Genomic DNA, 21,361 nt, shown 5'->3' with positions numbered 1-21,361 from the left:
TCAACTTAAAAGTACTAGAACCTGCTTATTTTTAAGATAAGTAAAACTAATGCTAAGCGAGGGTCGTCGAGATTTTCTTGCCTTTACGTGATAGTTTCTTGAAAGCCAAGCCCCTGGGATCACCCTCCCAGAACAAGGGCATTTCCCTCAAGTCAGGCAGTACGGCTCCCGCTTAGTTCGTTTGGGGGCATAAGATCCCTAAGGATTCCGGCAGGGCGGTCGGGGAGTTATGCTGGGGTTGTCTCTTTTACCAGGCTGCTGAGGTTCACCCACGGCAGCGCCGGATCCCGTCTCTCCAGCTTGACCTATGCCCAAGGCTCCCCTTCCCCCCAACGAAGAAGAGCGGCTGGCTGCCCTACGAGAGTATCAAGTTCTCGATACAGCCCCTGAAACTGCCTTTGACGAGATCGTCCGGCTTGCTGCCTACATCTGCGGCACGCCCGTCTCGCTGGTCTCTCTCATCGACGAGCATCGCCAGTGGTTTAAGGCTAAGTTCGGCATTGAGGGCATCGAGGAAACGCCGCGGGATGTGGCCTTCTGTGCCCACGCCATTCTCTCGCCCAAAGAGCCGCTGGTGGTGCCGGATGCCACCCAGGATCCGCGCTTTGCCGATAACCCTCTTGTAACCCAAGAGCCGCATATTCGCTTTTACGCCGGTGTGCCCTTGGTAACGCCGGAAGGGCACGCGCTGGGTACCCTCTGCGTGGTGGACTACCAACCCCGCCAGCTCAGCCCGGAGCAATTGGAGCAGCTCAAGGCCCTGGCCCATCAGGTGACAGCCCAACTGGAGCTGCGCCGCACCTTGCGGGAGTTGGCCAAGGCTCCCTTGCTTCCCAAAGCTGGCGAGAGCAAGCCTGCTCGCAAAAACCGCTTTCTCCTCAAGGTCAGTGCTGGCCTGGGCCTGGCTGCCCTGATCTTGGGCGGGATCGCCTACTCTGCCCAGCGCAACGCCAGTCGCCTGCCCCAACTGACGGAGCAAGTGGCCCATACCTTGGAAGTGATCCAGAACCTGGAAGGATTGCTCTCAGAGCTCCGTGCTGCCGAGGCAGGTAAACAGGGCTACTTTTTGACCAACGAGACTCGCTACCTCGACGAGTACAAGGCCAGCCTTGAGGCCATTCCCACTCGTCTTAGCTGGCTGCAAGAGTTGACAGCCGACAACCCTCTCCAGCAAGGGCGCCTGAAGTGGCTGGAGCTGCTTTTGGAACAGCGTCTGAACCTTGCCCAAGATCTTATCCGGCTCCGGGATCAAGAGGGGCTGGCCGCTGTTCAAGAAGCCTTGAAGAGGGGCGAAGGGCAAAGGTTGATGGAGCGGATCGCCAACCTAGTGGAGGCGCTCCAGGAGCAAGAGCGGCTTCTGTTGCAGCAGCGCAGCGGGCAGTTCCAGCTTGCTTGGGTTAGAACCAATGCCATCCTGCTGGGGGGGCTAGCTTTTACCTACTTGCTGTTGGCCGCAGTTTATGTCCTCATTCGCCGCGAAACTGCCGAGCGGGAGCGGGCGGAAACCTTCCTCAAGCAGGAGCGGGACTTTACCAACGCCATCCTCGACACGGCAGGCGCTGTGGTGGTGGTCATGGATCCCGAAGGGCGCATCCTGCGCTTTAACCGCGCTGCCGAGCAGCTTTCTGGCTATTCGCTGGCAGAAGTCAAGGGCCAACTGCTCTGGGACTTGGGCTTGATCCCGGCGGAGGAGATGGCCGGCGTGAAGCAAGCTTTTCAACAACTTAAGGGCAGTCGCTCCCTTTTCTTAAACCGCCATGAAAACTTCTGGCGCACCAAGCAGGGGGCGCTGCGGCTCATTGCTTGGACCAACACCGCCTTGGTCGATGCCAAGGGTGAGGTGGAGTTTATCATCAGCACCGGCATCGACATCACCGAGCGCAAGCTGGCGGAGCTGGCTCTCAAAGAAAGCGAAGAGCGCTACCGGGATCTCTTTGAAAATGCCAGCGATCTCATTCAGGCTGTCAATGCCGAAGGGTACTTTCTCTACGTCAACCGCGCCTGGAAGGAGACCCTGGGCTACGACGAAGCTCAAATCCACCAAATGAGGGTTTTCGACATCATCCACCCCGACTATCGAGAGCACTGCCAGGTCGCTTTCCAGAAGCTTTTGGCTGGCCAACCTCTGGACAAGGTGGAGACGGCCTTTGTCACTGCCAAGGGCGAAACCATCTGGGTGGAGGGAAGTGTTAACTGCCGCTTTGAAGATGGGGTGATGGTCTCCACGCGGGGCATTTTCCGCAACATCACCGAGCGCAAAAAAGCTGCCGAGGAGCTGGAGCGGCAGAGCCGGCGGGCCCAACTGCTGGCCGATCTCAGCTTAAAGATCCGCCAATCGCTGGATATTGCCGAGATCCTGGAAACGGCAGTAACGGAGATCCAAGCCCTGCTCAAGGCGGATCGCGTTTTGGTCTACCGCTTCCAGCCGGATGGATCCGGGATCATCTCCAACGAGAAAACCCAGCCCGGCATCCCTTCCCTTTTGGGCGAGGTGATTGAGGATCCCTGTTTTCAGGAAAAATATGCTGAGCTCTACAGCCAGGGCCGGGTTCGCGCCATCAGCGACGTGGAGGCCGAAGGGCTGGAGCCCTGCTACCTGGAGCTGCTGCAAACAATGCAGGTGAAGGCCAACCTGGTGGTGCCCCTCTTCATGGAGCAGCGGCTATGGGGGCTGTTGTTGGCCCACCAGTGTTCTGCACCCCGCCAGTGGCAGCCGTTTGAGATCGAGCTGCTGGTGCAACTGGCCAACCAAATCGGCATTGCCCTCACCCAGGCAGAGCTCCTGGAGCGGGAGCGGCAGCGCAGCCTCGAGCTAGAACAAGCCCGCAAAGCGGCAGAGCAGGCTTCTCAGGCCAAAAGCAGCTTCTTGGCTACCATGAGCCACGAGATCCGCACCCCCATGAACGCGGTGCTGGGGATGACGGGCTTGTTGCTGGAGACACCCCTGACCCCAGAGCAGCGGGACTTTGTCGAGACCATTCGCATCAGCGGCGATGCCCTGCTGACCCTCATCAACGACATCCTGGACTTCTCCAAGCTGGAAGCCGGGGAGATGGAGCTGGAGATCCTGGACTTCGACCTGAGGGCCTGTTTGGAGGAGGTGGCGGATCTCTTTGCCCCCACTGCCCATGCCAAGGGCCTGGAGCTGGCGGTGCTGATGCCGCCGGAAGTGCCCCGCTATCTGCGGGGGGATGCGTCGCGGCTGCGCCAAATCCTCAACAACTTGGTGAGCAACGCCATCAAGTTCACCCATCAAGGGGAGGTGGTCATCCAGGCCGAGCTGCTGCAGGAGACGGCCACCCATGTCCAACTGCGGCTCTCGGTAAGGGATACAGGGATCGGGATCCCCAAGGAAGCGCAAGCCAAGCTGTTTCAGCCCTTCACCCAAGTGGATGCTTCTACCACCCGCAAATACGGGGGCACAGGCCTGGGCCTAGCCATTTGCAAGCAACTGACAGAGCTGATGGGGGGCAAGATCTTCCTAGAGAGCGAGGTGGGCCGCGGCAGCACCTTCAGCCTCGAGCTGACCCTGGAAAGACAACCCTACCCCCGCCAGATTGCCCAGAACCCCGCCCGCATCCCTGTCGATCTTCAGGGCAAGCGGCTGTTGGTGGTGGACGACAACGCCACCAACCGCAAGATCGTCCGCTGCCAGGCCACCGCTTGGGGCATGGTGGTGGAAGAAGCCGAAAATGCCTACCAGGCTCTGGACAAACTGCGCCAGGCCGTGCGGGAAGGGATCCCCTTCCCCTTGGCGGTTTTGGACATGCAGATGCCGGAGGTGGACGGGGAGACCTTGGGCCGCTGGATCAAGGCGGATCCCGAACTGTCCCCGACGCAACTGGTGATGATGACCTCGCTGGGGTTGGGGGAGCACTCCCGCCGCGCCGCCGAGATTGGCTTTGCTGCCTACCTAACCAAGCCGGTCAAGCAAACGCGATTGCAAGAAGCTCTGATCATGGCGCTGGGCAAGTCTTCCGGCCTGGCCACCGCGCTGCTGGGCATGGGCCCACCCCTTTCGCAAAGTGCGCCCTCCGCCAGCCGTCCCCAGCAACCCCTGCGCATCCTCTTGGCCGAAGACAACCCCGTCAACCAAAAGGTGGCCCTGCGCCAGCTCCAGAGCTTGGGCTACCTGGCGGATGTGGTGGCCAACGGCCAGGAGGTTTTGGATCTGCTGCAGCGAGTCAAGTACGACCTCATCCTCATGGACTGCCAGATGCCAGTGATGGACGGCTACGAGGCCACCCGCCGCCTGCGCCAGCAGGAGCGGGGATCCGGCCACCGCACCGTCGTGATTGCCATCACGGCCAACGCCATGCAAGAGGATCGGGAGCGCTGCCTGCAAGCGGGTATGGACGACTATCTCAGTAAGCCGGTGCTAAAGGAGGATCTAGAAAAAGTGCTCAACCACTGGAGCCAAAGGATCGCCCCTTCCGCAGCAGGAGCAGCCAACGGGGCGGCTTCGTCCGATCCGCCTTCTCCTGAAGCTGCCGGCGGTGACCCTGCTCCCACGCTGCCCTACCCCATCGACGCCGCCTACTTGGAGCGGGTTACGGCGGGCGACCGCCAGTTTCAGCGGGAGCTGCTGCAGGTGTTTGTCCAGGATTGCCAGGAGCAGTTGCCGCGGCTGCGCCAAGCTCTTGCAGCGGGTAATGCCGAAGACTTGAGGAAAATTGCCCACCGCCTCAAGGGAGCCAGCGCCAACGTGGGGGCCAATGCCTTTTCTCAAGCAGCCCGCGAGCTAGAACACCTGGGGGTGCAACTGGCGCAGCCGGGATCCCAAGCTGATGACCCAAAATGGGCAGGCGCTTCCCAGAACCTGGAGGAGCTGGAGCGCATCTTGGCCGACATTTGCCAGTACCTGCAGGGATTGAAAGGCTAGGGCGATCCCAGACTTGTTGCCCTCACCTCCAGCCTCTCTCCCAAAGGGAGATGGGGATCAAGTGGGGAACCGTTGGGGGCAGAAGGAACAACTACTTTCGGCTGTTTGGCTTCGCTCTGGCTCGGAACTGCAGCAAAAGCCCGGCTGCTTGATCAGTCCGGAAGAGGACAGCCGGGCAAAAAGGTGTCTAGCTAGTGCTTCGACCCAATCAGGCGGGCTGGGATTACATCAGGCCAATTTGAGAGAGGATCCCTTGGCCCGTCAGCAGCTCGGTCAAAACGCCAATCACAAAGCCCAACATTGCCAGACGGCCATTCCATTTTTCGGCGAAGGTGGTAAAGCCGAACTTAGCTTCTTGGTTTTCCATGGTTGCAACTCCATCAAGGGGTGACATCTCCAATCTGGCTCAGATATTAAAAAGTGTCAAGTTTTGTGTCGAGAGCTAACAAGGTGAGGTCGACAAGGATCCCTAGCTGCTTTTGACGGCAGTCCAGACAGCGTCCACGAGACGGAGCTCCTCCTGCGACAGCACTTTGAGGTACCTCAGCCTAGCAAAGGTTGCCTCATCGGGATAGATAGCTGGGTTTTGGCGATCCTGCGGATTAATCTTAGGCAGGGCGGCAGCATTGGGGGTGGCAAAGCGGTTGTAGTTGCTCAGTTGGGCGCCAATTTCCGGCTCCAGAAGGAAGTTGATGAAGCGGTTGGCCAGCTCCGGGTTAGGAGCTTTGGCTGGGATGGCCATCACATCTAGCCAGATGTGAGCGCCCTCGCGAGGGACAAAGTAGCCAATGTTGGGATTTTCCTCAGCAGCTTGCAGGGCATCGCCGCTGTAGACAACCGCCACGTTGGCTGTTCCGGAGACCAATTGATTTTTGCCGCCCACCCCGCCAATAAGTCCAGCGCTGCGGCGTTTGGCTTGAATTAACAGCTCCTGAATCTGCTGCAGCTCCGAGGGAACGGTAGTGTTGGGGTCAAAGCCTAGATAGAAAGCAGCCGCCGCCAGCATAGAGCGCATCTCGTCGATCATGACAAAGGGGCCGTACTGCTGCTGCGGGTCGAAAATCAGCCCCCAGGAGCGCTCGAAGTTTTCCGGCAGGCGGTCTTTGCGGTAGCCAATGCCGGTGGTGCCCCACTGGTAGGGAACCGTGTAGGTGTTTTCTGGGTCAAAGGGCAAGCCGACAAACTTCTCCCCCAAGTTGCGGAGATTGGGAATCAGGGCTTTGTTGAGAGGCTGCAGCAGGCCCAGCTCCACCATGTTGGGCACAACGTAGTCCGTGGGCACGACGACGTCGTACTGGCTCACGCCGCCCCCCCGCAGCTTGGCAATCATGTCCTCGTTGGACTCGTACACACTTACCACCACGCGGCTATTGGTGGCTTTCTCAAAGGCAGTGAGAATGGCCGGGTCAATGTATTCCGACCAGATGTAGAGTTGAAGGGTTTGTTTTTGGGCAGCCGTTCTCAGGGGCCAGAAGAAAAGCAGAACCCCTAGACAGCAAAGCAAGGCAGTGGCCCTGGCGATTCCCTTTTTCATGGGCATTTTCAGAGAAGGGGCAGGAAGCTACTGGGCAGGTGGCGGTGAAGGTGTCAGGACGTCCTCGGTGAACAAAAGCCGACCTCCCCTAGCGTTGACACAAAAGCAGGTCTCAACGCCGTCCCTGCAAATTAGCAGGCCATAGACTGAGAGCAGGCTTGTCCACCCCTACGCCCTAGCCTACCACCTGAGCTTCCCCGTTGCTGCTTTCCCTAGCCGAGAATAGCAGTTGATATAGCCGCTGCTGCTCAGCGGGGTTGCAGTAGCGCTGTTGCTGCAGGGGCCAGTCCTGGAGAGCCAGCTTCTGCTGCTGCTGCAGCCAGTTTTGCAGACTTAAGTCGGCAGGTAACTTGGCCCGCAGAACTTGCAAATCGTGAAAGCGGCCCAACTGTTCCTGCAAGCCCTTGAGGGTCTTCACCCAGTCTTGGAGAGCCTCCCCGTAGAAAGGAGCAAAAAACTCTAGCTGGTAGCGCAGGCGTTTGGTAGCTTTGCGCAGGTCGTGCAGTTGTTCAGCCTGAACTTCAGTTTCCGGGAAGGCCGGGATCCGCCAGCCCGGCTGCAGGAACCAGGCAGCTAGCAAAGGGGCCAACAGGTGAGGTAAGCTCTCCTGCAGGGAAAGCTGGGCCGCAGGCCGGTAGCGAGGGGAAACCAGCCACTCTTCGCAAGCGGCCTGGAACTCAAGGAAGTCTTCCTCTGTCAAAATGCGGCGGGAGTGTTTCTCAGCTTGGGCTTGGCGCCGCTGCAGCTTTTCCCTCAGCTCCTCCAGCTCCCCCTGCTGGTCTGCCGGGATTTGCTGCCAATAGGGCTCTTGGAGGATTTCCAGCAACACGTCCAAATCCCGCTGCTGGCCCAGGGTTCTGGTCAACTTTTGCAGACGTTTGGGCTTGAGTGGCTTGGGCAGGCGCACGGATCCCTGAAACACCTCCACCCAGGTGCCGATGCGGCGCAGGCCCACCCGAATCTGATGGAGGGACTCTGCTGCCTCGGGGTGTTGGTTGAGCACTCTCCCCACGTGCTTCTGCAGCCGCTGCCATTGCTGGCTTAACAATTGGTGGGCCCAAGCGGCCACGGTGGGTGGAGGGGAAGACGCCAGCAGGATCGAGTGCTCGCTTTTCTGCTCAGCAGCAATGGCATTCACAGCAAATCTCCTCTACCTCTTAAAACAGGGCCTAAAAAGGGCAGAAGGCTTTCCCTGCATAGCCCACTTACCTTACCCTGAGGTCACCCGCGCCCTCTTCTTTTTTAACCTAATCTTAACCTCTGAGCAGGGTATGGCCAGGGAAACGGTTGAGACCGCCCTTCGAGCTAGGAGGGCGGAGCCTTTGGTAGGCGGGGCCTGACCGCTGCCCAGATGCGGGTGGCCACCTCTGCTGGGGATCCCTCGCCGGGAATGCGAACAATCCGCTGCGGGAACTCGGCAGCTAGAGCTTGAAATCCGCGGTAAACTCGGCGGTGAAACTCCAGGTGTTCTCGCTCGAGTTTGTCGGCCTCTGACTGTGGGGAACGGGTAATTGCTACGCGACGCTGACGCGAACGCGCCAGCCCCACCTCAGGGGGGAGATCCAACCACAGGGTGAGGTGCGGCTGCAGCCCGCCGGTAGCCAAGTGGTTGAGCTGGCGGATCTTCTCCAAGTCCAGCCCGCGACCATACCCCTGGTAGGCCAGGGTAGAGTCGGTGAAGCGGTCACAGAGCACCACCTGCCCGGCTGCTAGGGCGGGAAGGATGCATCTTTGCACGTGCTCGGCCCGGTCTGCCGCGTACAGGAGCAACTCGGCCAGCGGCGTTATGGGATCCCCGTGCAACAGCAGCTCCCGCAGCGCTCGGCCTAGGGCTGTCCCTCCCGGCTCGCGGGTACACAGGCAGGCATAGCCTTCTAGAGTAAGCCGCTGTGCCAGCAGCGTCTGCTGAGTGGTTTTGCCCACTCCTTCTCCACCTTCTAAGGTGATGAACACAGCAGTCTCCCTAGAAAGGAGAGCTAGCGCAGATTAAGCTGCGGTTGCAAGTTAAAGGAGTGGCCCGGGATCATCACGTACACGTCGGGGATGTTGGTGGGCTCTAGGCTTTGCAGGGCCAGCCCCTCGAGGTTGGAGCGCAGGGCGTCGTTGATGGTGGTTTCCAGTTGGGAGAAAACCTGGGCCTCATTACCCTGACTGGCCAAGCCAGGAAACTGGTTGTAGATGGCGCGGGCCAAGCTGCTGGCCAGAGGGAGCTGGATGAGGGTGAGGTTGGATCCCCCCAGTTGCGGGCCTAGGGTGTTGGCTCGGCCACGGATGCCCAAGGCCTGCAGGGCGTTGGCGGTTTGGCTGACGGGGATGGTGCAGGTGTCCATCTTGTAGACGGGCACAGAAGCCATGGTGAGGGCGGAAACGCTGGTTAGTTGCACCACGGTAAAGGAAGCCGTGCCGTTGTAGGCAAAGCAAAAATCCCGAAAGGCCGCTGGTACATTGGCCGCGCGGATGGGGCGCTCATCGTCAAAGCCACCCGACTCCGCGAAGAGGTTGCGGATGGCAAACCCCCCAAAGAAAGCCAGCAAGGCCACCACCAGCAGGATTGTCAGATCCGAAGAGGAGACTCCCCCTGAGGAGCTGCTGCTGCGCCCTCCACCTCCATACCCCCCACTTCCCCCCGAGCCGGCAGGGTAGCCGTAAGTTGCAGAACGGCTGTACTCGCCCCGGGAGGAGCCGGCATAGGCGGCGGATGCCGCGTAGCTCCGGTTGCTGGAGACAGGGCGCCGGGGAACCAGGGCCTGTCCAGGACGGCTGGCCCCCGGCCGCGAGGACCCTGTCTCGGCATCTTGCGAAGAGCCAGCCCTTCCTTCTCTTCCGGTATCCTCTGCTCGCGGCGCGCGCCCAGAGAGACGAGTAGCGGACGCCTTCCCGTCGTTTCGCTCCTCTTCCTCTTCTAGCCAGTCTTCGGCACCGTCGGGGGAGGGGGCAGAACCTTCCTCCGGCAGAGGGGGCGGGGAACGCCGGCCTTGGGACTCTGAGCTGCTGGGAGCTTGGCCGCGGCTTCCCTCACCGGCAGCAGCCGTTGAGTCTGGAAAACGGTTTGGATCGCGCTCCTCAGAGAAGGTCATTCTTCAGGCTCCCAACGCAAAACTGGCATTCCCATCTTCCTGTACCGAGGAAACCTTTTGGCAGGTAGGATCCACAGAGCTGCAGCCTTGGGGTTCAAGGGATCCCCTCAGCGGCATTGTGCAGCCTTTTCTGGCCCAGGTTGCTGCCGTGATCTCGGGCTCTTGTCGTGGACAAATGCCGCCGTACCTCCAAGCTAGCCTAGACTGCGCTCCAAGATCAGGAGCTGTTCTTTCAAGGCCCTCAGGGCCTGGCCGCGGTGGCTGACGGCTTCCTTTTGCGCCGGGCTCATCTCGGCAAAGGTCAGCCCCACCTCCGGCACCCAAAAGAGCGGGTCATAGCCAAATCCTCCTGCTCCCCGGGGCTGAGCCAGGATCTCCCCGTGGCAGATGCCCTCCACCAAGGCCCGCACCTGCCCCTGGGGATCCACCACAGCAATGGCGCAGTGAAAGCTGGCTTGGCGGTTGGGGATCCCTTCCATCTCCCGCAGCAGCCGCGCGATGCGGGCGGCATCGTCGGGGGCATAGCGGGCCGAATGGATCCCGGGGGCGCCGCCAAGGGCTGCCACCGCCAGCCCAGAGTCATCGGCAATGGCCCACTCCCCCAGAGCGGCTGCTACAGCCTTGGCCTTGAGAAGGGCATTTTCGACAAAGGTGCTGCCGCTTTCTTCCACTGCTATCGCCGCCGGCAGGGGGCGCAGATCCCAGCTGGGAGCATGGGCCTGGAAGAAGGTGTTGAACTCCCGCCATTTACCAGGGTTGCTGCTGGCCAAGATCAAGGGGCGCGCCATAGGCTGGGGATCGCGGGAAACACAGGTATCTTAGCGGAAGAAAGCAGACAGCAGAGGGCTGCCCAGGTCCTTAGGGGATTTCCAGAACCATGTTGTGCAAGGCCGTGTTGATCACCAGGGTGGAGCCGCAGCGTTCCACCTTTCCCCCGTCCCAGTGCATGTGGCCGCAGATGTAGTAGCGCGGCTGTAGGTGATCCAACAGGGGGCGCAGGGTGGGCATGCGGCGGTGGTACCATTTGCCGCCTTCGTCCAACAGGCCCCGCGGCGGCGCGTGGCTAAGCAGCAGGTCAATGGGGCGAGGAGGCTGGCTATAGAGGGTAAGCAGCTCCTGCAGATGGCTGCGGGTAAGGGTCCAGCTCCAGCCGCAAGGGGGAGTCCAGGGCACCGCCAACACTTGCAGCCCTAGCCACTCAAAGTAACAAGACTGGGTGATGGCCCGTCCCCACCTGCCAGCTAGGGCATCCAACACGGCAGCGGCTGGGTCGTGGTTGCCAGGCAAAAAGAGCCAGGGCTTGCCCAGGCCGTCTACTGCCGCCAGGAAAGATTGCAACTGGATGACCTCAGCTTCGGCTGTTGGGTAAAAGCCTTGGGTGGCGTTGAGGGAGGGCTTGCCAGCCTTGGAGCAGAAATCGCCGCAGTTGATGTAGCCATCCACCTGGGGCAAGTAGGCTAGGGCTTGCCGGATCAGCCGGTCGTTGCCGTGGTAGTCAGAGCCAAGAAGCAGTTTGATCCCCATGGGCTAGCAGAAGTCGGGAGGGGAAGCCAGAACCCTGTCTGGCGACTGGGATCCCTGCAGCAGGGCAGCCACCTGTGGCCAGGAGCTGCGGTACCAGGCCCGTTGGGCCTCCAGTTCCTCTTCCAACGATCCTGTTGGGCCAAACTCCGGACAGGCATACCCTAGCGAGCGCAGGCCCGCCACCAACAGCGCTGGCGATAGCCACCAGTGCTGGCCTAGGCGTAACAGATCCACCTGAGGCCGGGTTTGCAGGTAGTGGCGTAGCTGCCGCTGTAAGGTGGCCGCAGAGGGCAGGGGCACTGTTTGCTGGTGCACGACAATGAGCGGCGCTTCGCCAGCAAGGTAGTGGAGCAGCCACTTGAGGTGCTCTAGAGAGGGGGGCCAGCTCCACAGCCACAGCTGGTCGTAGCGGTGGCCGGCCTGAGGACGGTCGTAGTGAAGAGTTAGCGGGGAGCGCCGCTCAGGATCCAGGACAAAGGTGGGGCGCCGAAAGCCGTAGAAGAGGATGCTTCCCTGCGCCTGGGGCAGGAGGGCAGAAAAGCCATCCACAACTTGCCAACGCAGGGGTCGGGTGAGAGGCGGAGCAGGGCGGCAGATCAGCAGGGGCGAGGGGACTGTTCCCTGCTGGGGAGAAGACTTTGGAGAACCAGCCGCTTGAGCAGGCCGGATCCCGACAATTTCCAGCTCTAGTTGGCTCTCTTCTCCCCACCGCTTGGCTCTGAGGGTGTAGGCGACGTCAATCCGCTTAGGCAAGGGATAGGCTGCGGCTCCCCGCCAGAGAATGGCCCAGAGGGGACGGCTGCAAGTCTTGGCTTGCAGGGGGGATCTGCCGCTGTGGTGGCAAGGCTCAGAGGGATCCTGCAGGAGCAACTTTAGGTGGCTGGGGGTATCCTCCCCCTGGGCAGGCCGCGGGCCAAATCGCTGCTGTTGCACCACCTGCAGGTTGCGGCTGCAAAAGACCGGCTCCGGGTTGCCAATGCCGTAGGGCTGCAGCCGTTGCAGCTCCTGGTAGAGGTCGAGGGTGAGATCTGCCAGGGCCACCTCAGCATCGATCTGCACCAAGGGCCGGATCTGTTCCGGCTGCAGACGCTGTTGGGCCAATTGCCGCAGCCGCTCTTCCAAAAGGGGCCAGTTTTCCGCTTTCAGGCTAAACCCGCCTGCCGCTGGGTGGCCGCCATGCTTGATCAATAAATCTTTGCAGAGCTCTAGGGCCTGGAACACGTCGAACTCGGGGATCCCCTGCCGCGCCGAGCCGGTGATCTCCCCCTGGCGCGACTGGCTGCCGATAAACACTGGACAGCCAAAGCGCTCCGCCAGCCGCGAAGCCACCAGGCCAATCACCCCTTTGTGCCAGCGCTGCTGGGGAGCTCCCAAAAGGATTAACACCCGCTCCTGCGCTAGATCCCGCTCTTGCCGGGCCATCTGCTCCAAAGCCTCCGCCTCAATGCGGCTGCACATCTGCTGCCGCACCTGGTTGAGCCGTTCACAGCGGCGGGCCAGTTTCTCTGCCTGCTGCGGGTCGTCGGTGGTCAGCAGCCGGATCCCCAGCTCCGGTCGGCCAATTCGCCCAATGGCATTGATGCGGGGCCCCAGGCCAAACCCTACCCACTCTGGTCGCAGCTCCTCTGGGGATCCCGTCATTCCCATCACTGCCAAGAGGGCACGGATCCCGGCCACCTGGGCAGTAGGCAAAAGGGCTAGCCCCTGCCGCACCCAAAGACGGTTTACCCCCGTCAGGGGCGCCAAATCGGCAATGGTGCCCACCGTAAACAGCTCCAGCGCCATTCGCCCCAGCCGTTCATCGCCGCGGCGCTCCGCCAAGGCCTGGGCTAGGAGGTAGGCCACCCCCACCCCGGCCATTCCCCGGTAGGGAGACGACTCTGGGAGCTGCTTGGGGTTGAGGATGGCGTCGGCAGGGGGCAACTGGGGCGGCAGGTCGTGGTGATCTGTCACGATTACTGTTAGCCCTAGCTCTTTGGCTAGACGAATGGGCTCGTGGGCAGCAATGCCGTTGTCCACCGTGAGGATGAGGCGCACTCCCTCGCGGTGCAGCTCCTGCACCATGCGGCTGTTGAGGCCATAGCCCTCCGTAAGGCGGCTGGGAATGCGGTAAACCACCGGTGTGCCCCGCAGCGCCCGCAGCAGGAGGGCCGTGCTGGTCATGCCGTCGGCATCATAATCGCCGCAGATGGCAATGGGCTCCTGCCGGTGCAGGGCCTTCTCCAACAGCTCTATCGCTAGGGGCAGGTCGGCAAAGTCACGGCTGGGTGGAGGCAAGCAGGAGGGATCTGGCTGCAAATAGTGGCCAATCTCAGGGAGGCTGCGGAGGCCGCGGTTGAGCAGGATCTGGGCTAGGAGAGGCGAAATCCCCGCTGCTTTAGCCAAGTGGCTTGCCCTTGGCTTATCCTCAGGCTGAAATAGCCAGCGCTGCTTAAAAATTGCAGCCATTCCCCGAGTCGGACAGCCAGCTGCCAGTGCTACAGTTGGCCTATAGGTGGGCCCTTTTTGAACTTACTCCAAAACGCTCCTCCGCTGACTAGCTTCGATGTACTCTCTACTGCTTACCTATAGCCTCAACCCTCTAGTGGGACTGAAGCTGCTGCTGCGATCCCCTGAGCAAACTTCCCTGTGGAGTTTGGCGCGTCAGCTCTGGAGATCCCGGGGAGGGGGATCGCGGCTTCAGATTGCCCTAGGCCGCCTGGTGCCCGAGCAAACTGAGCACCTTTCCCCCTGGGAGGTGCTGCTGCGATCGCGGTTTTTCATTGCTCTGGAAGCTGCCTTGCCGGATCAGGTCCTGCCTGCTCTCCCTTCTGGGCAGGGATCCGCCATTCAGCTGGCCCGCTACACAGAAGGCTCCCAACCCTACAAGACTGAGATCCTCCGCTTTTCCCTGGGAGGAGCGCCTGCTCTTGCTGCACCGCGCCGCTACAGCTACCGTCGCCGTTGCTTCTAGGGACTGCAGGTAGCAGGCGCCTCCTTACCTATGGCGGCAGGTCTATACTGGAGGGGGATCCAATCTGCGCTTCTCCCGTGAACGCTGGGTTGCGTAACGGCTGCCAGAGGGGGGCAGGGGGTGGCTGGGGAGGAGGGAGTGGTCTCCTGCGGGGCAGTCCTTGGCCGCGCCTAACAACAGCGGTAGCTCTCTTGGGGGGCTCCCTAGCAACTGCTTTCCTTGCCCTGCCTGCTGCCTTTGCCCTCACCCGCTACCAAGTCCACGTCTTGGCCAACGAACCCGAAGCCTTAGCGCGGGTGCGCCGCCAAGTAGCGGATGCCTACTTTGTGCAGGAGGAGGGTCAGGTCTTCATTCTTGCTGGAACGTTTGTTAACCGTAGCCACGCCCAACGCCGCCAAGCTGAGTTGGCACGGCTGGGGTTGCCAGTGCGGGTGGTGAGCCGCCAAGAGACAGATCCACCCCTGCCGCCGGCTTTTCCCGCCCTGCCGGCGCCAACGGCTCCTCCCTTTGATCCGCGGCGGCCCTTTGCCACCCACGTGCCCAACCCCCATAGGGATCCGCTGCTGGAGGAGCGAGTGCGCCGCTTCTTTCCCCAAGCCATTGGAGTGCTCTACCGCGGCCAGCCTTCCCTGCAGACGGGGACTTTCTCTCGCCTATCGCTGGCGCAGGAGCAGGCCCGCTGGTTGACTGCCCAGGGATTGCCGGCAGTAGTTGTGTCACTGGCAGAAGGGAATGCTGCGTCACCGCCCGAGGAGCCTGCCCAAGGAGAACGCTATTGGGTGTTGGTGGCCGATCCCAGCGGCGAGAAATTGGCGGCCTTGGAGCAGCTCCTGCCAGGATCTGTGCCCCTGATCTACGACAACCTGCGGGTGGTGCGCACCGGTGGCTTTGCCGATCTCGCAGGGGCCACTGAGCAAGTGCGTTACCTAGCCCGCCAGGGCTACGCAGCGGGGATCTTTCCCGCTGACCTGCGCCGCTCGCGCCCTCTTCTGGTTCAGGATTCGCCTCCCGCTCTGCAGGAGGCTAGCCCGGGGGGGTTCTGGGTGGTGGTTCAGGCTGGCGAAGAGGCGCTGCCCAAAGTGCAGCAGTTTGCACCCGATGCTTTTGTGCGCGGCTCAGTAATTCAGGTGGGCACTTACCGGCAGCGGGCCAATGCCGAACGGGCACAGCGCAGCTTGGCGGAGGCGGGGTTTGACGCCCGCATTCTGCCTGTGGAGTAACCGCGGTCGTCTTCAGCCGTTTTGCTGCTGGTTAAGCATTGCCATTGGCCCTCCTTGCGGCAGGGTGGGTCCATCGCCGCCAGGTTTGCCGCTGGCAGTTGGGTGGGCTTGACCCAGGAATACTGCACCCCTGCGGGCCTCCCCCAGGCGCTGAGGGTCAAAGCTCCTCTTCGGCTGGATTTTCTTTGCTGCGGCTGAGCCAGCGCCGAAGGCGGGGCTGCTGGCCGCCCCGCGCTGAATAAAGTTGGGGCCCCTAGAGGGACTGCTTGGCCTGTTGCAGCGTCTGCTCGAACACCTCCAAAGGCTGCGCCCCCGAGAAGGCGAGGCCATTCAAGATGAAATAGGGGGTATGGCTAATGCCCAGTTGGGAAGCCAGATCCATGTCTCGCTGCACAGCCCGCTCCGCCGCCCGGCTGCGCCGATCCCGATTGAACTTCTCCACGTTCAGGCCCAACCTTTGGGCAGTGGCTACGTAGAATTCCTCCCCCAGCTGGGATTGGTTGGCAAAGAGCTCGTCGTGGAACTCCCAAAACTTGCCTTGCCGGTGGGCAGCCCACGCAGCGCGAGCTGCCGCCACTGCTTCAGGGTGAATGCCGGTCAAGGGCAGGTGCTTGTACACCAAGGTTACCTCGTCCCCATGTTTAGCTAGGAACTCCTTCAGGGTCTGCTGGGCCCGGGCGCAAAAAGGGCATTGAAAATCAGAAAACTCGACCAACACGAGCCGCAAGGACTCGGAGCCGGTGCGGGGGGAGTCACCAATTACAGCGCGGGGGTTTTCCCTCAACTGCCGGCCAAATTCCTCTACCAACTTCTGCTGCTGCTTCTGCTGCTCTTCGTACTGCCGCTGCTGGTACTCCTGCACCGCCTCCAGGATTACCTGAGGATTTTTGCGAATAATCTCCAGCACCTGCTTCTCCAGGTCTGCCGGAGCTGCAAAGACAACGGGCACTCCCAGCCAAACTAGCAGCAGGCCGAGGAGCCCAGCCTTGGCTAGGTGCCGTAGCCCCCTGCAAAAAACCCTTGCCAGGTTCTCCATTTTTCAGCTCCTCCCTCAATGCGCTTTGAGCCACCCTGTCTAGCCTGCTTTTAGCGCAGCTAGGAATTGGCAGCTTGCAAAAGCTGCTCTTTGATCCGCTGCAACTGGCTGGCCCAGCGGGGATCCGGCTCAACGGCCTCTTGCGGGCCCCCCTTGACACCCCTCCTTTTGCTACTGTGCTGGCGCTGCTTCTTGCCCGAAGCAGACTTCTCCCCTGCCGTTTTGGAACCTTTGGCAGAACTCTTGGGCGCTGCTTCCCCAGCTGCCTTGGGATCCGCGGCAGACTCCTTAGCTGGGGAAGGGGAGGCAGCTGCTTTGGCTTCGCCACCTTCCCGTTTGTCGCGCGGCTGGGCAAGTTCAATGCGCAAGTTGACGTCGCCAAAGCTGTGGCCATTGAATCTCTCAATATACTGCTGGGCCTGTTCCTCGGTGCTTACCGTAACAAAGCCGAAGCCGCGGCATTTGCCCGTCTTCCGATCCCGAATCACCTTGGTGGAAATGACCTCACCTGCAGATCTAAAGAGCTTCTCCAGTGCCTCGCGATCTACCTCTGCTGGCAGATTTCCAACGTACAAACGAACGGGCATAATACCGTGAAGCTCCTTACCGAGGGGATAGAAGTCCAACCTGCAAAGGGCCAGTCCAGAAGGGCTGCTCCAAGGGGAAACCCAGAACTCCAGCGTTCCCCGTTTCCTCAGAGGGCAGTACAGTCTATGACCCTTGCAAAGCCTAAAGCTACCTTTTAAATTTACCTCAACCTCAGGCCAAAAAAGCTCAGCAAAACTAGCTTGCTCAGTTGGGGCAAGCCAGGGATCCTTCCTAGGCCAGGCCAGTGAGGTTCAAGCGATCCCGATGCCGAAAGGGACGGGCCTGGGGGCCAGTGTAGTCAGCTACGAGATGGCCTCGCCCCCGCAGCTGGTAGCGGTAGGTCACGAGGCCTTCCAAGCCCACCGGGCCGCGCGGCGGCAGCTTTTGGGTACTGATCCCCACCTCTGCTCCAAAACCGTAGCGAAAACCATCGGCAAAACGGGTGGAGGCGTTGTGAAAGACCCCTGCTGCGTCCACTTCATCGAGAAAGCGCTGGGCAGCGGCGGCATCTTCGGTCACGATGGCCTCGGTGTGCCGAGAGCCGTACCGTTGGATGTGGGCAATGGCTTCGTCAAGAGAATCCACCATCTTGATGGACAGGATCAAGTCCGCGTACTCGGTGCTCCAGTCGGCCTCAGTGGCCGGGAGCAAATCTGGCACCAGCTCGCGGCAGCGGCGATCCCCGCGCAACTCCACCCCTTTCTCGCGCAGCGCCTGCACGGCCAGAGGCAAAAACTGGGGAGCAATGTCTGCGTGCACCAGCAGGGTCTCAATGGCATTGCAGGCAGCGGGGTACTGGGTTTTGCTGTCTAGCGTCAGATGCAATGCCATCTCCACATCGGCAGCCCGATCCACGTACAGGTGGCACAGCCCATCGGCATGGCCCAGCACCGGGATGCGGGTATTTTCCATAATGTAGCGGACAAAGCTGCTGGAGCCGCGGGGAATAATTAGATCCACCAGACCTTCCAGCTGTAGCAGAGCTTGGATCTCCTCGCGGCTGGTAAGCAACTGCAAAGATCCCGAAGGAAAGTCGGGAACTTGCTGTAGCCCCGCCTGCAGCGCGGCCATCAACGCCTGGCAGGAGCAGAGTGCCTCCGCTCCGCCTTTGAGCAGGACGCTATTGCCCGTCTTTACCGCCAGGGCAGCAATTTGCACCAGGGCGTCGGGCCGCGACTCAAAGATCACGCCTAGCACCCCTAGGGGATAGGTGCGCCGCTCCAGCACCAGCCCCTCGTCCAGCTCGCGGATAAGAAGGGATCGCCCTACTGGGTCAGGCAGCCGCCTCACCTGCTGTACCCCGGCTACCATCTCGGCCAATTTGTGGGCATCCAACTTCAGCCGGGCATAGGCTGCGGCCGACAACTCCCCGCTTTTGAGTTGCTCCGCTGCCCGCTCCAGATCTTCCCGGTTGGCCGCCAGGATGGCCTCTTGCTGCTCCAGCAAAGCAGTGGCCATGGCCTCGAGGGCCGCATCCTTGATCTCCGTAGGCAGGGTGGCTGTGCGCTGGGCGGCAGCCCGAGCCGCTTGCACCTGAACTAGCAGGGAGGAGTTGGCAGGAGTTGCAGGAGACATTGGCAGAGAGGCAACAAGACCCAACCCAAAGGGCTACAAAAAGTTGCAATCTCCTCAGTCAATGGGCTTCTGGCAGCCGCTTTACCAGGATCCCTATGCTAGCTTGGGCAAAATTGGGCAGTGCTATTAGCAGCCTATCAGAATTTGGACGCTGCGCAGACTAGCCGGGCAGGCTGCTGGCGGACAAGGAAGCCCAGCCCATCCTCAAGTATCAATCTAGTAGCGTGTCTTCCAGGAGAGCCGATGAGAAAGCGTGGGTTTGTGGTGAGTGCAACGGCTGCCGTAGTTACAGCCGTGTCATTGGTTGGCGTACAGCTATCCATGCCGGGTTGGGCGGGGTTTCGCCGGGATCCCAAAGAGGTGGTGGACGAAGTTTGGCAGATTGTCAATCGGGAGTACGTCGATCCTTCCTTTAATTCCGTCGACTGGGAAGCGGTGCGCCGCGATCTGCTTAGTAGAGAATATGCCACCCGCGAGGAGGCCTACGAGGCGATTCGAGAGGCTCTCAAGAAGCTCAACGATCCCTATACCCGCTTTTTGGATCCGGATCAGTTTGCCAGCATGCAGATTGACACCTCGGGGGAGCTGACGGGCGTGGGGATTACGCTGGGTGTGGATCAGGAAACCAATGAGTTGGTCGTGATCTCACCCATCGAAGGCTCCCCTGCCGATCGCGCCGGGATCAAGTCCAAAGACGTGATCGTGCGCATCGACGACAAATCCACCGAAGGCATGGACACCAACACCGCCGTCAGCCTCATTCGCGGCGAGCCGGGCACACGGGTGCGGCTGACCATCCGTCGCGAGGGGGAAGGGCTAAAGGTGTTCGACCTGGTGCGGGAGAGAATTGAGCTGGCTACCGTGCGCTACGAGGCTCGCCAGGAAAAAAATGGCCTGCTTATTGGCTACATCCGCATCACCCAGTTTTCCGGCAACGCTGCCGACAAGGTGCGCCAGGCCATTCGCGAGCTGGAAAAACAAGGGGTGGCCGCCTACGTGCTGGATCTGCGGGCCAATCCGGGAGGGCTGCTCTACTCCAGTGCCGAGATTGCCCGCATGTGGATTGACCGGGGGAGCATTGTCTCAACGGTGAACCGGCAGGGGGAGCAGGATCGCCTGGTGGCCAACAACAGCGCTCTTACCGACAAGCCTCTGGCTGTCCTGGTGGACGGGGGATCCGCCAGCGCCAGCGAGATCCTCTCAGGAGCCTTGCAGGATAACCGCCGCGCCGTGATTGTTGGCACACAAACCTTTGGCAAGGGCTTGGTGCAGTCGGTGCATCCCCTCTCCGATGGGTCAGGGTTGGCGGTAACTATTGCTCGCTACCGCACGCCCAAGGGCACCGATATCGACCACAAAGGCATCACCCCCGATATTGTGGTGGAGCTCTCAGAAGAAGATCTCGAGCGCCTCAGCAAGAACCGCGAGCTGGTGGCCACCGCCGCTGATCCCCAGTACGCGGCTGCCGTTCGCGCCCTCCAGTCCCAAATTGCAGCCCGCCAGCAACCAGCTCCCGAGGTCGTTCGGTCCTCCTCCCGTTAGCCGCTGCTGGAGTATCGTGGGCAGGTAGGCCCAATGGCGAGGAGGGCAGGATCCATGAATTTGGCTGGACGGGATCTGCTCAAACTGAGCAACTTGACGTCAGCAGAGCTGGCGGCCCTGCTAGCCCAGGCAGCGGAATTGAAGCGGGATCCCTATCGGGTGGATCTGCGGGGTCGGGTGCTGGGGCTGTTGTTCCAGAAGGCTTCCACCCGCACCCGCGTTAGCTTTACCGCCGCCATGGCCCAGTGCGGAGGCAGCACCCTGGATCTGGTGCCGACGGCAATGCAGATAAGCCGCGGTGAGCCCTTGCCGGATACAGCCCGTGTCCTCTCCCGCTACCTAGACGCGATTGCCATTCGCACCTACGACCAGCGGGAGCTGGAAATCTTTGCGGAATATGCCGAGATCCCGGTAATCAACGCCCTCACGGATCAGTTTCACCCCTGCCAAGTTTTGGCCGATCTGCTCACCATTCAGGAGAACTTCGGCCAACTGGCGGGCCTGACCTTGGCCTATTGCGGCGATGGCAATAATGTTGCCCATTCCCTGCTGCTGGGCTGTGCCATGAGCGGGATCCACATCCGTGTCGCCACGCCCCCCGGCTACGAGCCGGATGCAGCGGTGGTGGCAGAAGCGCAGGCCTTGGCCCAGGGATCGCAGGTGCTGGTGTTACGGGATCCCTACGAAGCGGTCGCGGGAGCCCAAGTGGTCTATACCGACGTCTGGGCCAGCATGGGCCAAGAAGACCAGGCCGAGGCCCGCAAAGCCCACTTCCTACCCTACCAGGTCAATGCCAAGCTGCTGCAACAGGCAGATCCCGAGGCTATTGTGCTCCACTGCCTGCCCGCCCACCGGGGGGAGGAGATTACGGCCGAGGTTTTGGAGGGATCCCGGTCCCGTGTTTGGGATCAGGCGGAAAATCGCCTCCACGTGCAAAAGGCGCTGCTAGTTCAACTGCTGGGGGCAGGGGGATAGTCCCCCTCCTCTCGCAGCGGGGAGCCTGTTAACGGCTATTGCTAGGGCGGCGGGCAGCAATGGCCAGGCTGACGTTGGGCAGCCGCTGCAGGGCATCCATGACCTCCACCACTTTGCCGTGGGAGAGGGCCAAGTCGGCATTGATCACCACCAAGCGTCGCCCTTCAGCCGGCTTCTCGGCCAGGATGCGTTCCACTGCTGGGATCAGAGCGTCAAGATTGGCAATTTTCTTGCGGTTGACGGCAATTTGGCCCTCAGCCGTGATGCTCACCGTAACGTCTGGCTGGCGGCGGGCTTCGGCTGTGGAGGCCTCTGGCAAATTGACCTCGAGAGCCTCGGAGCGGGTAAGCACCAGGCTGGCGATGACGAAAAACACCAAGATAGAGAAGATGACATCGATGAGAGGCACGATGTTGATCTCGGCGGGTCTAAAGTTTTCTTCTGGGATGCGCATA

At 61.1% G+C, this 21,361-nt stretch carries 17 protein-coding genes; 5 read left to right on the top strand and 12 right to left on the bottom strand.

Annotation, left to right across the window (positions count from 1 at the left end):
* The first annotated feature begins 307 nt into the window (after window positions 1–307).
* The gene (locus NW830_RS08095; protein WP_414404660.1) at window positions 308–4,882 is read left to right on the top strand and encodes a GAF domain-containing protein; all 4,575 of its coding nucleotides are present in this window, start codon (window positions 308–310) and stop codon (window positions 4,880–4,882) included.
* Between the two features lie 223 nt (window positions 4,883–5,105).
* Here the strand turns inward: NW830_RS08095 and NW830_RS08090 are convergent, their stop codons facing one another.
* From NW830_RS08090 to recJ, 8 genes are all read right to left on the bottom strand, one after another.
* The gene (locus NW830_RS08090) at window positions 5,106–5,276 is read right to left on the bottom strand and encodes a high light inducible protein (RefSeq protein WP_414361756.1); all 171 of its coding nucleotides are present in this window, start codon (window positions 5,274–5,276) and stop codon (window positions 5,106–5,108) included.
* A gap of 75 nt (window positions 5,277–5,351) precedes the next feature.
* Entirely contained in the window at window positions 5,352–6,416 is a 1,065-nt protein-coding gene (locus NW830_RS08085; protein ID WP_414361757.1) for a spermidine/putrescine ABC transporter substrate-binding protein, read from the bottom strand.
* 175 nt (window positions 6,417–6,591) lie between these two features.
* Complete coding sequence (locus NW830_RS08080; protein WP_414361759.1) at window positions 6,592–7,554, bottom strand: CHAD domain-containing protein; 963 nt, start codon at window positions 7,552–7,554, stop codon at window positions 6,592–6,594.
* A 167-nt stretch (window positions 7,555–7,721) separates the two neighbouring features.
* A complete protein-coding gene (gene tmk, locus NW830_RS08075; protein ID WP_414361761.1) occupies window positions 7,722–8,369 on the bottom strand; it encodes a dTMP kinase in 648 nt (215 codons plus the stop codon).
* A gap of 23 nt (window positions 8,370–8,392) precedes the next feature.
* A complete protein-coding gene (locus NW830_RS08070; RefSeq protein ID WP_414361763.1) occupies window positions 8,393–9,493 on the bottom strand; it encodes a hypothetical protein in 1,101 nt (366 codons plus the stop codon).
* A gap of 194 nt (window positions 9,494–9,687) precedes the next feature.
* Window positions 9,688–10,281 (bottom strand): RdgB/HAM1 family non-canonical purine NTP pyrophosphatase, encoded by a 594-nt coding sequence (rdgB, locus tag NW830_RS08065; protein ID WP_414361765.1) that lies wholly within the window; start codon window positions 10,279–10,281, stop codon window positions 9,688–9,690.
* 70 nt (window positions 10,282–10,351) lie between these two features.
* Window positions 10,352–11,017: a metallophosphoesterase family protein gene (locus NW830_RS08060; RefSeq protein ID WP_414361766.1), complete on the bottom strand. Its 666-nt coding sequence runs from the start codon at window positions 11,015–11,017 to the stop codon at window positions 10,352–10,354.
* 3 nt (window positions 11,018–11,020) lie between these two features.
* Entirely contained in the window at window positions 11,021–13,465 is a 2,445-nt protein-coding gene (gene recJ / locus NW830_RS08055; RefSeq protein ID WP_414361768.1) for a single-stranded-DNA-specific exonuclease RecJ, read from the bottom strand.
* A gap of 97 nt (window positions 13,466–13,562) precedes the next feature.
* Between recJ and NW830_RS08050 the strand changes: the two genes are divergently transcribed.
* Both NW830_RS08050 and NW830_RS08045 read left to right on the top strand, forming a co-directional pair.
* The gene (locus tag NW830_RS08050) at window positions 13,563–13,970 is read left to right on the top strand and encodes a hypothetical protein (protein ID WP_414361770.1); all 408 of its coding nucleotides are present in this window, start codon (window positions 13,563–13,565) and stop codon (window positions 13,968–13,970) included.
* A 191-nt stretch (window positions 13,971–14,161) separates the two neighbouring features.
* Window positions 14,162–15,190, top strand: coding sequence for an SPOR domain-containing protein (locus NW830_RS08045; RefSeq protein WP_414361772.1), 1,029 nt, complete (start codon window positions 14,162–14,164; stop codon window positions 15,188–15,190).
* Between the two features lie 253 nt (window positions 15,191–15,443).
* Here the strand turns inward: NW830_RS08045 and NW830_RS08040 are convergent, their stop codons facing one another.
* The 3 genes from NW830_RS08040 to NW830_RS08030 form a co-directional block, all read right to left on the bottom strand.
* Window positions 15,444–16,226, bottom strand: a complete 783-nt coding sequence (locus tag NW830_RS08040) for a DsbA family protein (RefSeq protein WP_414361773.1) — start codon at window positions 16,224–16,226, stop codon at window positions 15,444–15,446.
* A 59-nt stretch (window positions 16,227–16,285) separates the two neighbouring features.
* On the bottom strand, window positions 16,286–16,813 hold the full coding sequence (locus NW830_RS08035; protein WP_414361775.1) for an RNA recognition motif domain-containing protein: 528 nt from the start codon (window positions 16,811–16,813) through the stop codon (window positions 16,286–16,288).
* A gap of 232 nt (window positions 16,814–17,045) precedes the next feature.
* A complete protein-coding gene (locus NW830_RS08030; RefSeq protein ID WP_414361777.1) occupies window positions 17,046–18,389 on the bottom strand; it encodes a glutamate-5-semialdehyde dehydrogenase in 1,344 nt (447 codons plus the stop codon).
* 243 nt (window positions 18,390–18,632) lie between these two features.
* Between NW830_RS08030 and ctpC the strand changes: the two genes are divergently transcribed.
* Together ctpC and argF are read left to right on the top strand one after the other, a co-directional pair.
* A complete protein-coding gene (gene ctpC / locus NW830_RS08025; RefSeq protein ID WP_414361779.1) occupies window positions 18,633–19,931 on the top strand; it encodes a carboxyl-terminal processing protease CtpC in 1,299 nt (432 codons plus the stop codon).
* A 54-nt stretch (window positions 19,932–19,985) separates the two neighbouring features.
* Window positions 19,986–20,906: an ornithine carbamoyltransferase gene (argF, locus tag NW830_RS08020; protein ID WP_414361781.1), complete on the top strand. Its 921-nt coding sequence runs from the start codon at window positions 19,986–19,988 to the stop codon at window positions 20,904–20,906.
* Between the two features lie 28 nt (window positions 20,907–20,934).
* Here argF and NW830_RS08015 read toward each other — a convergent pair whose 3' ends face one another.
* A complete protein-coding gene (locus NW830_RS08015; protein WP_414361783.1) occupies window positions 20,935–21,360 on the bottom strand; it encodes an ExbD/TolR family protein in 426 nt (141 codons plus the stop codon).
* Between the last annotated feature and the right edge of the window lies 1 nt (window position 21,361).

Origin of the sequence: Synechococcus sp. OH30, assembly GCF_047462175.1 — a bacterium.
GTDB lineage: Bacteria > Cyanobacteriota > Cyanobacteriia > Thermostichales > Thermostichaceae > Thermostichus.
This window is presented reverse-complemented; position numbering and strand designations above follow the sequence as displayed.